Annotated in this window: 13 protein-coding genes; 6 read left to right on the forward strand and 7 right to left on the reverse strand. The window is 60.3% G+C overall.

Annotated features, from left to right (window positions below):
* The 4 genes from cyoC to DNK06_RS09505 all read left to right on the forward strand — a co-directional run bounded on the left by cyoC (window position 1) and on the right by DNK06_RS09505 (window position 2,410).
* Window positions 1-624, forward strand: a complete 624-nt coding sequence (cyoC, locus tag DNK06_RS09490) for a cytochrome o ubiquinol oxidase subunit III (RefSeq protein WP_131179784.1) — start codon at window positions 1-3, stop codon at window positions 622-624.
* Entirely contained in the window at window positions 624-956 is a 333-nt protein-coding gene (locus tag DNK06_RS09495; protein WP_131179785.1) for a cytochrome o ubiquinol oxidase subunit IV, read from the forward strand. Before cyoC ends, DNK06_RS09495 begins: the two co-directional genes overlap by 1 nt.
* A gap of 11 nt (window positions 957-967) precedes the next feature.
* Complete coding sequence (gene cyoE, locus DNK06_RS09500) at window positions 968-1,912, forward strand: heme o synthase (protein WP_207389993.1); 945 nt, start codon at window positions 968-970, stop codon at window positions 1,910-1,912.
* 111 nt (window positions 1,913-2,023) lie between these two features.
* Window positions 2,024-2,410, forward strand: a complete 387-nt coding sequence (locus DNK06_RS09505) for a 3-phosphoshikimate 1-carboxyvinyltransferase (RefSeq protein WP_423228051.1) — start codon at window positions 2,024-2,026, stop codon at window positions 2,408-2,410.
* On the opposite strand, the gene DNK06_RS09510 is transcribed toward DNK06_RS09505, so the two are convergent.
* Window positions 2,397-3,335, reverse strand: a complete 939-nt coding sequence (locus DNK06_RS09510; protein ID WP_131179787.1) for a class I SAM-dependent methyltransferase — start codon at window positions 3,333-3,335, stop codon at window positions 2,397-2,399. The two genes, DNK06_RS09505 and DNK06_RS09510, sit on opposite strands and share 14 nt — an antisense overlap.
* Window positions 3,336-3,483: 148 nt before the next feature.
* Complete coding sequence (locus DNK06_RS09515) at window positions 3,484-4,743, reverse strand: OprD family porin (RefSeq protein WP_131179788.1); 1,260 nt, start codon at window positions 4,741-4,743, stop codon at window positions 3,484-3,486.
* A 547-nt stretch (window positions 4,744-5,290) separates the two neighbouring features.
* On the opposite strand from DNK06_RS09515, the gene DNK06_RS09520 reads away from it, so the two are divergent.
* Window positions 5,291-5,647, forward strand: coding sequence for a 5-carboxymethyl-2-hydroxymuconate Delta-isomerase (locus DNK06_RS09520; RefSeq protein WP_131179789.1), 357 nt, complete (start codon window positions 5,291-5,293; stop codon window positions 5,645-5,647).
* Between the two features lie 70 nt (window positions 5,648-5,717).
* Here DNK06_RS09520 and gcvT read toward each other — a convergent pair whose 3' ends face one another.
* From gcvT to DNK06_RS09545, 5 genes are all read right to left on the reverse strand, one after another.
* Window positions 5,718-6,839, reverse strand: a complete 1,122-nt coding sequence (gene gcvT / locus DNK06_RS09525) for a glycine cleavage system aminomethyltransferase GcvT (RefSeq protein WP_131179790.1) — start codon at window positions 6,837-6,839, stop codon at window positions 5,718-5,720.
* Between the two features lie 91 nt (window positions 6,840-6,930).
* On the reverse strand, window positions 6,931-9,783 hold the full coding sequence (gene gcvP / locus DNK06_RS09530) for an aminomethyl-transferring glycine dehydrogenase (protein WP_131179791.1): 2,853 nt from the start codon (window positions 9,781-9,783) through the stop codon (window positions 6,931-6,933).
* Between the two features lie 9 nt (window positions 9,784-9,792).
* Entirely contained in the window at window positions 9,793-10,176 is a 384-nt protein-coding gene (gcvH, locus tag DNK06_RS09535) for a glycine cleavage system protein GcvH (RefSeq protein ID WP_131179792.1), read from the reverse strand.
* A gap of 305 nt (window positions 10,177-10,481) precedes the next feature.
* A complete protein-coding gene (locus DNK06_RS09540; protein ID WP_131179793.1) occupies window positions 10,482-11,285 on the reverse strand; it encodes a SirB1 family protein in 804 nt (267 codons plus the stop codon).
* Between the two features lie 105 nt (window positions 11,286-11,390).
* Window positions 11,391-11,654: a YebG family protein gene (locus tag DNK06_RS09545; RefSeq protein ID WP_131179794.1), complete on the reverse strand. Its 264-nt coding sequence runs from the start codon at window positions 11,652-11,654 to the stop codon at window positions 11,391-11,393.
* 296 nt (window positions 11,655-11,950) lie between these two features.
* On the opposite strand from DNK06_RS09545, the gene DNK06_RS09550 reads away from it, so the two are divergent.
* The gene (locus DNK06_RS09550) at window positions 11,951-12,424 is read left to right on the forward strand and encodes a phosphate-starvation-inducible protein PsiE (protein WP_131179795.1); all 474 of its coding nucleotides are present in this window, start codon (window positions 11,951-11,953) and stop codon (window positions 12,422-12,424) included.
* Window positions 12,425-12,429: the final 5 nt, after the last annotated feature.

Here is a 12,429-nt window from a genome sequence, read left to right on the forward strand (position 1 = left end):
ATGTCCAGTGAAGTGATCAGCAACCACGCTGCTCATGCCGATGAGCATGAGCACGAACATCACCACGATGCGGGTGAAATGAAGGTCTTCGGGTTCTGGATTTACCTGATGACCGACTGCATCCTGTTCGCGAGTATCTTCGCAGGCTTCGCGGTGCTCAGCACCGCGTACGCCGGCGGTCCCACTCCGGCAGATCTGATCGACCTGAAACTCGTTCTGGTCGAAACATTCGCCCTGTTGTTCTCCAGCATCACCTACGGCATGGCCATGCTGGCCATGTACCGTGGCGACAAGAGCAAGGTGCTTGCCTGGCTGGCTGCCACCTTCCTGTTCGGTCTGGTGTTCATCTCGATCGAGCTTTACGAGTTCCATCACCTGATTCACGAGGGCGCCGCTCCTCAGGTCAGTGCCTACTGGTCCGCGTTCTTCACCCTGGTCGGTACTCACGGCCTGCACGTAAGTGCCGGTCTGGTATGGATGGCAGTGATGATGCACCAGGTCGCCAGTCGCGGTTTGACGCCGGTCACTCAGACCCGTCTGAGCTGCCTCAGTCTGTTCTGGCACTTCCTCGACGTGGTCTGGATCTGCGTGTTTACCGTTGTCTATCTGATGGGGGCTCTGTAATGGCTCATGATCACCACTCCTCCGCGGGTGCCAGCCACGGCAGCACCAAGGATTACGTCGTCGGCTTCGTGCTGTCGGTAATCCTCACCGTGATTCCGTTCGCGATCGTGATGAATCCCGTCATGTCGAAAGCGGCCACGCTGTTCACCATCGTCGCGTTCGCGGTCGTGCAGATCTACGTACACCTTGTGTACTTCCTGCACATGAACACCTCGTCCGAGCAGCGTTGGAACACGGTTGCCTTCGTGTTCACCATACTGATCACCATCATCGTCGTAGCGCTCTCGATCTGGATCATCTGGAGCATGCACTACTACATGATGGCCAACTAAAAGAGAGCAGCCTGATGTTCAAGCAATACCTGCTCCTGACCAAGCCAGGCATCGTCTTCGGAAACATGATTTCCGTTGCCGGTGGTTTCTTCCTGGCTTCGAAAGGGGATATCGACCTGGCGCTGTTCCTGGCAACAGCGCTCGGCGTCGCTCTGGTGATTGCTTCCGGTTGCGTGTTCAACAACTACATCGATAGGGACATCGATGAAAAGATGGAGCGGACCAAGAACAGGGTGCTGGTAAAAGGCCTGGTTCCGCCGACTCATGCCATCGTTTACGCCTGCATCCTCGGGATTGCAGGCGTTGCCTTGCTCTATAAAGCCACTAACCTGCTTGCAGTCGCCTTGGTCCTGATGGGCTTCGTCGTCTACGTTGGGCTGTATAGCCTGTACCTCAAGCGGAATTCGGTTTATGGAACCCTGGTTGGCAGTCTGTCGGGCGCCGCTCCGCCTGTTGTGGGCTATTGCGCTGTAAGCAACGAGTTCGATATGGGGGCAGCGATTCTGCTGCTGATCTTCAGCCTCTGGCAGATGCCCCACTCGTACGCTATCGCCATTTTTCGTTTCAATGACTACCAGGCCGCCAATATTCCGGTGTTGCCGGTGATCAAGGGCGTACCCGCTGCCAAGCGCAGCATCGTCTTGTACATCGCCGCGTTCCTGGTCGCCACCCTGATGCTGACCATCAGTGGTTATGCCGGCTACAGCTACTTCGTCGTAGCTGCTGTCAGCGGTGCCTACTGGTTGTGGATGGGGGTGTCGGGCTACAAGGCAGTCGACGACAAGGTCTGGGCACGCAAGTTGTTCGTGTTCTCCATCGTCACCATCACCGCTCTGAGCGTGATGATGTCGGTGGATTTCCAGGCCACGCCGAGCCAGATGCTGATGACCTCGGTCAATCACATCTGTGGCCCCGATAATGTCAGTGGTTTCTGCGCGGCGTTCGCCTCGCGTTAAACCTTGGCAAGCGAATCGAGCGGGCCCCGTCATCGTTGATGACGGGGCCCGTTTTCGTTCAGGGCTGATAAAGTGTCTGGCATCAAGGTTTCAGCTATCTGGAAAATGACCATGGATGAGCAGGATCCCTTCATCAAGGGCCTCAAGGAGCGTCTGCCCGATGATCTCAAGGACTCCTTCAGTGCCGAGCAACTCGACGCGCTGCAGGTAGCCTTCGGGGCGCGTCAGTGGGGGCGCCATCGCCTGGATCTGCGTGGTACGCTCAAGCTGTGGCGTTGGCGCTATTACTTCGTACTGTTGGCCGGGCGCAACAAGCGCGATCTCAGCCGAGCTCAGCAAGATTTATCGCTGACAGCCAAGGCAGTGGGTGTCAGCGTATTTATCATGGTATCGCTGCTGGTCGGTCTGCTGTTCCTCTATCTGATCAAGTCAGCCTTGGGCATCAACCTGTTTTCCGGCTTTTCGCTAGGGCTATGGGACTGGTTCAGGAGCGGCTGAACAGAAGCGCCTTGAGTCCACCTTCGGGTTGACTGTCCGGGAATTCCGGCGGGTTTTCCAGGCGTCGCTCGAAGTGCAGTTCGGGTGCTTCTGCGGCCATGCCGGCGATCAGGAAGTCACTGCCAACGGTTGGATCGTTGATGCAGGCCAGCACGCGCCCCTCGGCGCTGAGCAGTTCGGGTAGCTTGCGCAGGATCTTCTGGTAATCACGGGTGAGGGCGAAGCTGCCTTTCTGGAAGGACGGTGGGTCGATGATGATCAGGTCATAGGGGCCATGGCGTTTCACCTTGCCCCAGGACTTGAACAGTTCGTGGCCGAGAAAGCTGACTCGACTCAGGTCGTGCCCATTGAGGCGATGGTTGTCGCGGCCGCGGCTCAAGGCTGCCTTGGCCATATCCAGATTCACGACCTGCTCGGCACCGCCAGCAATCGCCGCGATGGAAAACCCGCAGGTGTAGGCGAACAGGTTGAGTACCCGCTGGCCTTTGGCATTTTCGCGTACCCAGCGCCGCCCCAGGCGCATGTCGAGAAACAGGCCGGTGTTCTGCTTGCGACCCAGGTCGAGCAGAAAGCGCAGATCGTCTTCCACGATGACCCATTCCTCGGGTAACTCACCCACCAGGCACTGCATCGGGCTGTCGGTCTGATAACGATGTTGCAACAGCAGGCTATGGGCCTTGCTGCGCTGCCACTCGCCGGACTGACTCAGCTGCAGCAGCATCGCCTGTAATGCCTCGAGCTCGTCTGCAGGCGGCTCCCTGAACAGGCACACCAACACGATGCCCTGCAGCCAGTCGACGGTGATGTGTTCAAGTCCTTCCCAGCAGCGGCCACGGCCATGGAACAGGCGACGGGTTTGCGCTGGTACTTCATCCAGGGCGTGATTCAGGTGCTGGTGCAGAAAGGTGAGGTTGGCCGGGGTCATGGGGCGCTATCGTTTGCCGGGCGCGGCAGTTTAAACCAAAGCAGCGTGGCACTCATGGCGCGTCGCTTTTGCTGGCTGCATAAAAAAGCCCGTCACGAGGACGGGCCAAATATGCCATGACACTGGAGTAAAGCGATGCGATGTACGTTTACAGGATCGACAGCGGGTAGTTGAAGATCAGGCGGTTCTCGTCGAACTCGTTGTTGCTGAAGTCGCGACGGATGCTCGCATTACGCCAGCGCATGCTCAGGTTCTTGAAGGCACCGCTCTGGATCACGTAGGCCAGCTCGGTCTCGCGGCCCCATTCCTTGCCGTCGTTGGTGGTGGCGGTCTGGATGTTGTCGCCGCTGATGTAACGGTTCATCAGGGTCAGACCCGGAATGCCCAGGCCGGCGAAGTTGAAGTCATGACGCACCTGCCAGGATTTCTCCTTGGCGTTGTCGTAGCTGGAGTTGTAGCTATCGTTGGCCAGGGTGCCGCCACTGGTGCCGTTGACGCGCATCCAGCCGGTGTCGCCGCTGACTCTCTGCAGGCCGACGAAGACGGTGTTGTTACCGTACTTGGCGGAGAACAGGCCGGAGTAGGTCTTGTTGTCCAGCTTGCCGGCGCGGGCGGAGCCGTCGTCTTCGCCCTGGAAGTAGCCGAGGTTGGCACCCAGAGTCCAGTCACCGATGGGTTGGCTGTGGGTCAGTTGCAGGTACTGCTGCTCGTAGACGTCCTTGAGCTCGGCGCCCCACAGACCGATCAGGGTGCGATCGTCATTGAACTTGTATTCGCCGCCGACGAAGTTGAAGCGGTCGGACACCCCGGCGGCACGACCGGGCACACCGTAGGTCATGTCTTCCATGCTGGCGTTGTTGCGTTCGCTGTTCTGGCGGAACTGGCCGCCATACAAGGTCAGACCGGCGATTTCGTTGGAGGTGAGCTGTGCGCCCTCGAAGGTTTGCGGCAGGGAACGGCCATCGTCCGAGCGCAGGATCGGCAGCACTGGCATCCATTCGCCGACTTTCAGTTCGGTCTTGGAGATTTTTGCTTTGGCGGCAAGGGCCAGGCGGCCGTAATCATCCGCCGGGCGACCATCGTCATGGCGCGGTAGCAGGCCGGTGCCGTAGGTGCCGCCACCGCCATCGAGCTTGAGCGAGAGCATGCCCAGTGCGTCGACGCCGAAGCCGACTACGCCAGGGGTATAGCCGGAACGGGCGTCGAGGATGAAGCTCTGCGTCCACTCTTCGGCTTTGCTCTGGGGGTTGGTCGGGTTGGTGAAGTTGCGGTTGATGTAGAAGTTGCGCAGGTTCAAGGAGACCTTGGCGTCTTCGACGAAGCCTTCGGCCTGAGCTGCGAGGGGCAGGGCGAGGGCCATGCTACCGGCACTGAGCAAGCCCAGCGAGATGATTTTGCGTGTTGTCATTGTTGTTGTGCTCCCATTTTTTGAACAAGCCATCCTCTGCCGATCAGTGATCAACATGCCGTGAGGAAGGTATGGATAGCCCTGTGCAGGGCGACAGACCGGCGCGCGAACGCGCAGGACTCTGCTTCAGGCCCTAGCCGTCGGCGAATAAGTGGCGCGCAGGTATCGAGATGAATGCGACAAGCTGGGCAATGAAATCCGAGGCGAGCTGGAGTGGTGCGGAAAGAGTTAAGGCGACAGTCTTCATGGTGCAACCTTTTTTGTTTTTATAAGGCTTGTTGTCATACAACATTGGCGCTGATTATCTGCAGCTCTCAATCGGCTTGTCAACGCACTCCGATAAAAAGTTCCGTCAGAACCGTTTCCGATGCTTCAGCGGCGATCCCGTAATATGGGAAAGGCCGCGTATTCTGTGGGCTTGCAGTTATCGAAGCGGCTTATTTTTATGTGTCTGCATAGGGTCGAGCATACGACCTGGGCCGCAGGCGAATTAATAAGAAATGTTGTGTGATAACGTATGACGATATTTATCAGGGCGGAAAATCCCATGCCGCATTGTCTTATCGAGGGCGCACGCTCGCTGGAAAAGTCGCTCGATCCCGAGGAGTTGGTAGCGCTGGTTCACGATGCCGCGATGGGCACAGGTTTGTTCAAGGAGGGCGAAGTGAAGGTGCGCCTAAGCCTTTACGAGCACTTCAGTGTCGGTGGCAGCCAGAATGATTTCGTGCACGTGATTTTTTATCTGCTGGCCGGCCGTACGGACGAGCAGAAGAAAACGCTGTCGATGGCTATCGTGCGCTCACTGGTAGAACGCTTGCCTGATGTCGAGAGTATTTCGCTGGATGTGCGAGATATGCGCCGGGAAGCCTTCAGCAACAAGCGCAGTTGCCTGGACGCAGGCTGACAGCAGAGGTCGGGCGGCAGAAGCTGCTGCCCGAGCGGTGATGAGAGGCGTGCTGAAGAGCCAATAGACCCTATCCCCGGTAGTAGCGCTGCGCCACGAACGGCGTCTTGGCGACCTTCATGGCAACGCGTTTACCGCGCACCATCGCCCACACCTCGCTGTCGACCGCTACGTGACTGCTCTGTACGTAACCCATGGCCAGTGGCGCGGCCAGGCTCGGGCCGAAACCACCACTGCATACCTGGCCGATGATTTCGCCGTCGGCGTTCACCAGCTCCGCGCCTTCTCGTACCGGTGTTCGCTCCTGAGGCAGCAAGCCTACACGCTTGCGGCTGACGCCCTCGCGCTGCTGTGAGAAGATCCGCTCGGCGCCAGGGAAGCCACCAGGGCGTGTACCGTCAGCACGGCGTACTTTGGAAACCGCCCATAGCAGGCTTGCCTCGACAGGTGTGGTTTCCTCGCTCATGTCGTGCCCGTACAGACACAGCCCTGCCTCCAGGCGCAGCGAATCTCGGGCACCCAGGCCAATCGCTTGCACTTCCGGCTCGGCCAGCAGGCTGCGTGCCAGGGTTTCTGCGTGCGCGGCGGGTACCGATATTTCGAAGCCGTCTTCACCGGTGTATCCCGAGCGGCTGACGTAGCAATCGACCCCGAGCAGGCGCACGGCAGCGAATTGCATGAAGGTCATCTGCGCGACTTCCGGCGCCAGGCGCGTGAGCACGTCGACGGCCTTGGGGCCCTGCAAGGCGAGCAGGGCGCGCTCGAAGCGCGGCTCGATCTGGCACTGGTTGGCGATGTGCTGCTGCAGGTGCATCAGATCCTGGTGCTTGCAGGCCGCATTGACGACCAGAAACAGGGTGTCGTCGCCCAGGTTGGCAACCATCAGGTCGTCGAGGATGCCGCCGTTCTCGTCTGTGAACATGGCATAGCGCTGAGTACCCACGGGCAGATCGACGATATCCACGGGCACCAGGCTTTCCAGCGCCTTGGCGGCATCGGCACCGCGCAGGATGATCTGTCCCATGTGCGAGACATCGAACAGACCCGCGGCTTCGCGGGTGTGCAGATGTTCCTTCATCACGCCGAGCGGGTATTGCACCGGCATCTCGTAACCGGCGAACGGCACCATGCGCGCCCCCAGTTCCAGGTGCAGTGCGTGGAGGGGAGTTTTCGCCAGAATTTCAGTGGTCATTGCGCTCTCCTGTATAGGCTGTGAGCGGCCCGCAACAGCGTGCGGGCGTATAGGGATCGGGCTGCCGAACCGGTCGGCAGCCCAGGCGCGATCACGCGTCCTGGTAAGCCTCGATGGGCGGGCAGGCGCAGACCAGGTTGCGGTCGCCGAACACGTTGTCGACCCGGCCAACCGCTGGCCAGTACTTGCCGTCGATCAGGCTGCGGGTCGGGTAGACCGCCTGTTCGCGACTGTATGGGTGCGTCCACTCACCGACCAGTTCGGCGGCGGTGTGCGGGGCGTTCTTCAGCGGGTTGTCATCGATATTCAATTCGCCACGCTCGACCGCGCGAATTTCCTCGCGGATGGCGATCATGGCGTCGCAGAAACGATCCAGCTCCTGCTTGGACTCGCTTTCGGTCGGCTCGATCATCAGCGTGCCGGCCACCGGGAAGGACATGGTGGGCGCATGGAAGCCGAAGTCGATCAGGCGCTTGGCCACGTCATCGACGCTGATGCCGCTGCTGTCCTTCAACGGACGCAGATCGAGAATGCACTCGTGAGCCACCAGGCCGCCTTCACCGCTGTACAGCACCGGATAGTGCTCCTCCAGGCGGCGGGCGATGTAGTTGGCATTGAGGATCGCCATCTGCGACGCCAGGCGCAGGCCGGTGCCGCCCATCATGCGGATGTACATCCAGGTGATGGGCAGGATGCTGGCGCTGCCGAATGGCGCGGCGCTGACCGCGCCGATCTTGCGCTGCATGTGTGCGTGGCCGGGCAGGAACGGCGCCAAGTGGGATTTCACGCCGATCGGGCCGACACCTGGGCCACCGCCGCCATGGGGAATGCAGAAGGTCTTGTGCAGGTTGAGGTGCGAGACGTCGCCACCGAACTTGCCCGGTGCGCAGAGGCCGACCATGGCGTTCATGTTGGCGCCGTCGATGTACACCTGGCCACCGTTGTCGTGGACGATGGCGCAGATTTCGCGGATGCCTTCCTCGAACACGCCGTGGGTGGACGGGTAGGTGATCATGATCGCTGCCAACTGATCGCGGTGCTGCTCGGCCTTGGCCCGCAGGTCATCGATGTCGACGTTGCCGCGGGCGTCGCAGGCGGTCACGACCACGCGCATGCCAGCCATATGGGCGGTTGCCGGGTTGGTGCCATGGGCCGATTGCGGGATCAGACAGATGTCGCGCTTATCGTCGCCGCGGCTCTGGTGATAGGCGCGGATCGCCAGCAAGCCGGCGTATTCGCCCTGGGAGCCGGCGTTGGGCTGCAGCGACACGGCGTCGTAGCCGGTTGCAGCGCAGAGCATGGCTTCCAGCTCGTCGGTCAGCTGCTGATAGCCGGCGCTCTGCTCGGCCGGGGCGAAGGGGTGCAGGTTGCCGAATTCTGCCCAGGTGATGGGAATCATCTCGCTGGCCGCATTCAGCTTCATGGTGCAGGAACCCAGCGGGATCATGCTGCGATCCAGGGCCAGATCCTTGTCGGCGAGCTTGCGCAGATAGCGCATCAGCTCGGTTTCCGAGTGGTAGCGATTGAATACCGGGTGCTCGAGGATTGCTGACTGACGCAGTTGTGCAACTGGCAGCTGGCTGTCGGCCGCTTTGGCGAGCGCATCGAAGTCCGGCAGTGACTTGCCGTTGGCGAACAGCGCCCAGAGTTGCTCGATATCACCCTGGGTGGTGGTTTCGTCGAACGACAGGCCGATGCGCTCGGCGTCCACTTCACGAAAGTTGATGCCGGCTGCATGCGCTTTCTCGTGCAGCGCAGCGGTCTGCTCGGCGGTGCGCAGGGTCAGAGTATCGAAGAACGCTTGTTGCTCGATCTGCAGGCCGAGCGTATGCAGGCCGCGGGCGAAGATCAGGGTCAACTGGTGTACGCGCTTGGCGATCCGGGCAAGCCCCTGGGGGCCGTGGTAGACGGCGTACATGGCGGCGATGTTGGCCAGCAGCACCTGAGCGGTGCAGATGTTACTGGTGGCCTTCTCGCGGCGGATATGTTGTTCGCGAGTCTGCATGGCCAGACGCAGGGCCGGGTTGCCGAAGCGATCCACCGACAGGCCGACCAGGCGGCCTGGCATGTCGCGTTTGAAGGCGTCGCGGGTGGCGAAGTAGGCCGCGTGTGGGCCACCGAAGCCCAGCGGCACGCCGAAGCGCTGGGCGCTACCGAGGGCCACGTCGGCGCCGAACTCGCCTGGCGCTTGCAACAGGGTCAAGGCCAGCAGATCGGCCGCCACGGCCACCAGGGCATTGGCGCTGTGGAAGCGCTCGACCACCTGCTGGTAATCGAAGATATCGCCATTGCTCGCCGGGTACTGCAACAGGGCGCCGAAGAAAGCGCTGGCATCGTCGATGGTGGCTTCGTCGCCGACCACGACCTCGATCCCCAACGGCTCGGCGCGGGTGCGCAACACGTCGAGGGTCTGCGGGTGACAGTGCTGGGAAGCGAAGAAGGCATTGGCAGCCTTGTTCTTCGACAGGCGCTTGCAGAAGGTCATGGCCTCGGCGGCGGCGGTGCCTTCGTCGAGCAGCGAAGCATTGGCGATAGGCAGGCCGGTGAGGTCGCTGATCAGGGTCTGGAAATTCAGCAGCGATTCCAGGCGCCCCTGGGAAATTTCCGGCTGGTAGGGTGTGTAGGCGGTGTACCAGGCGGGATTTTCCAGCAGGTTGCGCAGGATCGGCGAAGGCGTGTGGGTGCCGTAGTAGCCCTGGCCAATGTAGTTGCGAAACAGCTGATTTTTACCCGCGATGGCCTTGATGGCGGCCAGCGCTTCGGCTTCGCTCTGGCCGTCGCCAGCCGGCAGCACACTGGTGCCTTTGATGCTACCCGGGATGACGCTGGCGGTCAGGGCGTCGAGGTCGCTGAAGCCGAGGGTCTCGAGCATGGCAGCGGTGTCTTGCTCGCGTGGGCCGATGTGGCGTGCGATGAATTCGTTGCGGGTGGTCAAGTCGGTCATGGTTTTCTCTCAAGCGTCGGCTTTGGCGTTGAGCAGGCGCTCGTAGGCGTCCTGATCGAGCAGGCCGGCCAGCGCAGCAGCGTCGGTTGGGCGGAAGCGGAAGAACCAGCCTTGTCCCAGCGGTTCGGCATTGACCAGCTCGGGACTGGCTTCGAGGTCGGCGTTCACTTCGACCACTTCACCATCGAGCGGCATGTCGATGTTGCTGGCTGCCTTCACCGACTCCAGCACCGCCACTTCTTCGCCAGCGGCATAGGCCTGCAGGTCGGGCAACTGCACGAATACCACATCACCCAGTGCGTCTTGAGCGTAGGCGGTGATACCCACAGTGACCAGGCCGTCGGCCTCCTGACGCAGCCATTCGTGCTCGACGGTAAAACGCAATTCGCTCATGGGGACTCCTTGGTGGTCTGTGTGCCCATCTATGCGGGCGCGACTATTAGGGAAACCTTTAGCAAAGTAAGTGCCATGTTATTTTTATCTTAAAAATCAATGCGTTAAATATATTCGTGAGTTCTTTTGCAGTCTTGTGTATCGATTTCGATACGACGCGCTCGGCACTTCCCTGCAAGCGTCAGCCAAGCCCCCTGATGTCGCTCCTGGCAAGCTTTGTGTCGTTTTGGATACGGTGTATTGAAATGAATACGATGCGCTGCGCACTCGCTTTCTGCTGACCGAGCAAGGGCAGCAGGGCTGGATCAGTGCAGGGCGGTATTTGCGCTCAACTGGCGCAGGCGATCACCCAGCCGGACATGTAGAGCAGGGTCATCGCACAGCAGCAGGGCACGCTGGACATCGAAACGCTCCGCCTGTGGGCAATCCAGACGTTGGTAAAGATCCGCTCTGGCCAGATGATCGCCGACGTTCGGTGGTGCCAGCTGCAGCACGCGTTCGGCATCTTTCAGGGCGGACAAGTAGTCGTTTTCCTGCAGATGCAAATGGCGAAGATTGCGCGACAGGCGCACGATCATGCTGCGTGCGTCGCAGGCCAGCATGTGCTCGGCGTTCAGTTGAGCCCGAGGGCCTATGTAGCGCAGCAGCAGTTCGCGACAGTCGCGGGTATAGAGCCGGCGCCCGCCACATGGATCGAGCAGGTGGTCGGCACCGGGTACACGCAACAGGAAGTAACCGGGAAAGTTGACGCCCTGCAGTGGGATGTTCAGACGGCGTGCCAGCTCCAGGGCGATCAATGCGATGCTCAAGGGCTGGCCGCGACGGCGCTGTAGCACCTTGTGCAGCAGTGCCGCCTGTGGCCGCGCCGGGTTGTCGTCGTCTTCGTAGAAATGCAGGTCGTTGAGGCGGCGCAACAAGGGTTGCGCGAGTTCCTGTGGGGGATAGGTGGGAAGCCCGGCATCGACCTGATGCCGTAGGTTGTCGAGCTCATGCAGTACTTGCCTGGGCTGCACTGCCATATCGTGTTCGGCAGCGACCCACAGCGCTGCTTCGAAGAGCGCTGGCTGCTCGGTGTTCAGACAGGCAAGGCAGTGGTCGCGTGCGCTCATGGTCACCTCCTGTAGGTGACCCTGTTTTAACCGCGCGCGCGTGCGCCGTCCAGAACTGATAGCTGAGGATATGTTGCCGGCGATCTGTGCAGCGCCGGCCAGCCATCATTCTGCTTTCGGTTCGCTACTGAGCTCAGCGAGGGCATCGGGCTGATTCTTGAATGCCTTGGCGAACACATCGCGGTTTCTGGCCATGTAAATGCCCAGCTCCTCACCCTGTTCCTCGCTGAGGGACGGTACCGCCTTCTGCAGCACTTCGCTGAGCAGTTCTGCCAGCTCCAGCATCTTGTCGTGACGATCGGCTTCGGCTTTATCCATAAATAAATGCTCCGGATCGCGACTGCTGCGGTACACCACTTCGACGGCCATTCATCACCTCTACGCCTTCACGCTAATAGTTGAAAATATACTGTTCATGCATACAGTTTTAGCAAGCATAATGAACCGCACTGCGTTTGAACAGGGTAAACATGATTCTCTGTGTGCGCGGCATCTTGTCACGTGCCTCGCCTTGCCGCTTCCGTGCCTTTTCGGTGGCGGCAGGCTTCTCTGTGCCATGGCAGTCATTCTGGCCAGCTTCACTGGTCTTGTTCCTGCATGGGAATGTCACGCAGACGCGCCATGATGCTGCGTTTCGACTGCATCGATCGTTAAAGGGGAAGCATATGAAGTGGGTAGATAACAGCCGCAAGCAGATGCACAAGGGGGCGAATTCGATCGGCAACCTGTTCGTCGAGGGCTTTCACTACCTGGGTTTGTTCGTCATTGGCGGCGCTACTGCCTGGGCGTCGGTCGCGGCCTTTCTGGGCATGCTCGAGAAGGGCAGTGCCAGCGTGGACGACATTCTGCTGCTGTTCATATACCTGGAGCTGGGGGCGATGGTCGGCATTTACTTCAAGACCAATCATCTGCCGATCCGCTTTCTGCTGTACATCGCCATCACCGCGCTGACCCGCTACCTGATCGGCGATGTGTCCCATCACAAGGCACCGGATATCGGCCTGCTGTACCTGTGTGGCGGCATCTTCTTCCTGGCGCTGTCGGTGCTGGCGGTGCGCTTCGCCTCGTACAAGTTTCCGTCCAGCAAGGCCATCGACGCCACCGGCGAAGTGGTTGGCGACAACTATTCCGAGAAGTGACGGCG

It is taken from the genome of Phytopseudomonas daroniae (genome assembly GCF_004327285.1).
GTDB lineage: Bacteria > Pseudomonadota > Gammaproteobacteria > Pseudomonadales > Pseudomonadaceae > Aquipseudomonas > Aquipseudomonas daroniae.

Coding starts and splice junctions, on each gene's coding strand:
- DNK06_RS09510 (WP_131179787.1), bottom strand. CDS start 3,335: ATGACCCCGGCCAACCTCACCTTTCTGCACCAGCACCTGAATCACGCC.
- gcvH (WP_131179792.1), bottom strand. CDS start 10,176: ATGAGCGAATTGCGTTTTACCGTCGAGCACGAATGGCTGCGTCAGGAG.
- DNK06_RS09540 (WP_131179793.1), bottom strand. CDS start 11,285: ATGAGCGCACGCGACCACTGCCTTGCCTGTCTGAACACCGAGCAGCCA.
- gcvT (WP_131179790.1), bottom strand. CDS start 6,839: ATGACCACTGAAATTCTGGCGAAAACTCCCCTCCACGCACTGCACCTG.
- DNK06_RS09545 (WP_131179794.1), bottom strand. CDS start 11,654: ATGGCCGTCGAAGTGGTGTACCGCAGCAGTCGCGATCCGGAGCATTTA.
- DNK06_RS09495 (WP_131179785.1), top strand. CDS start 624: ATGGCTCATGATCACCACTCCTCCGCGGGTGCCAGCCACGGCAGCACC.
- cyoC (WP_131179784.1), top strand. CDS start 1: ATGTCCAGTGAAGTGATCAGCAACCACGCTGCTCATGCCGATGAGCAT.
- DNK06_RS09515 (WP_131179788.1), bottom strand. CDS start 4,743: ATGACAACACGCAAAATCATCTCGCTGGGCTTGCTCAGTGCCGGTAGC.
- gcvP (WP_131179791.1), bottom strand. CDS start 9,783: ATGACCGACTTGACCACCCGCAACGAATTCATCGCACGCCACATCGGC.
- DNK06_RS09550 (WP_131179795.1), top strand. CDS start 11,951: ATGAAGTGGGTAGATAACAGCCGCAAGCAGATGCACAAGGGGGCGAAT.
- DNK06_RS09505 (WP_423228051.1), top strand. CDS start 2,024: ATGGATGAGCAGGATCCCTTCATCAAGGGCCTCAAGGAGCGTCTGCCC.
- DNK06_RS09520 (WP_131179789.1), top strand. CDS start 5,291: ATGCCGCATTGTCTTATCGAGGGCGCACGCTCGCTGGAAAAGTCGCTC.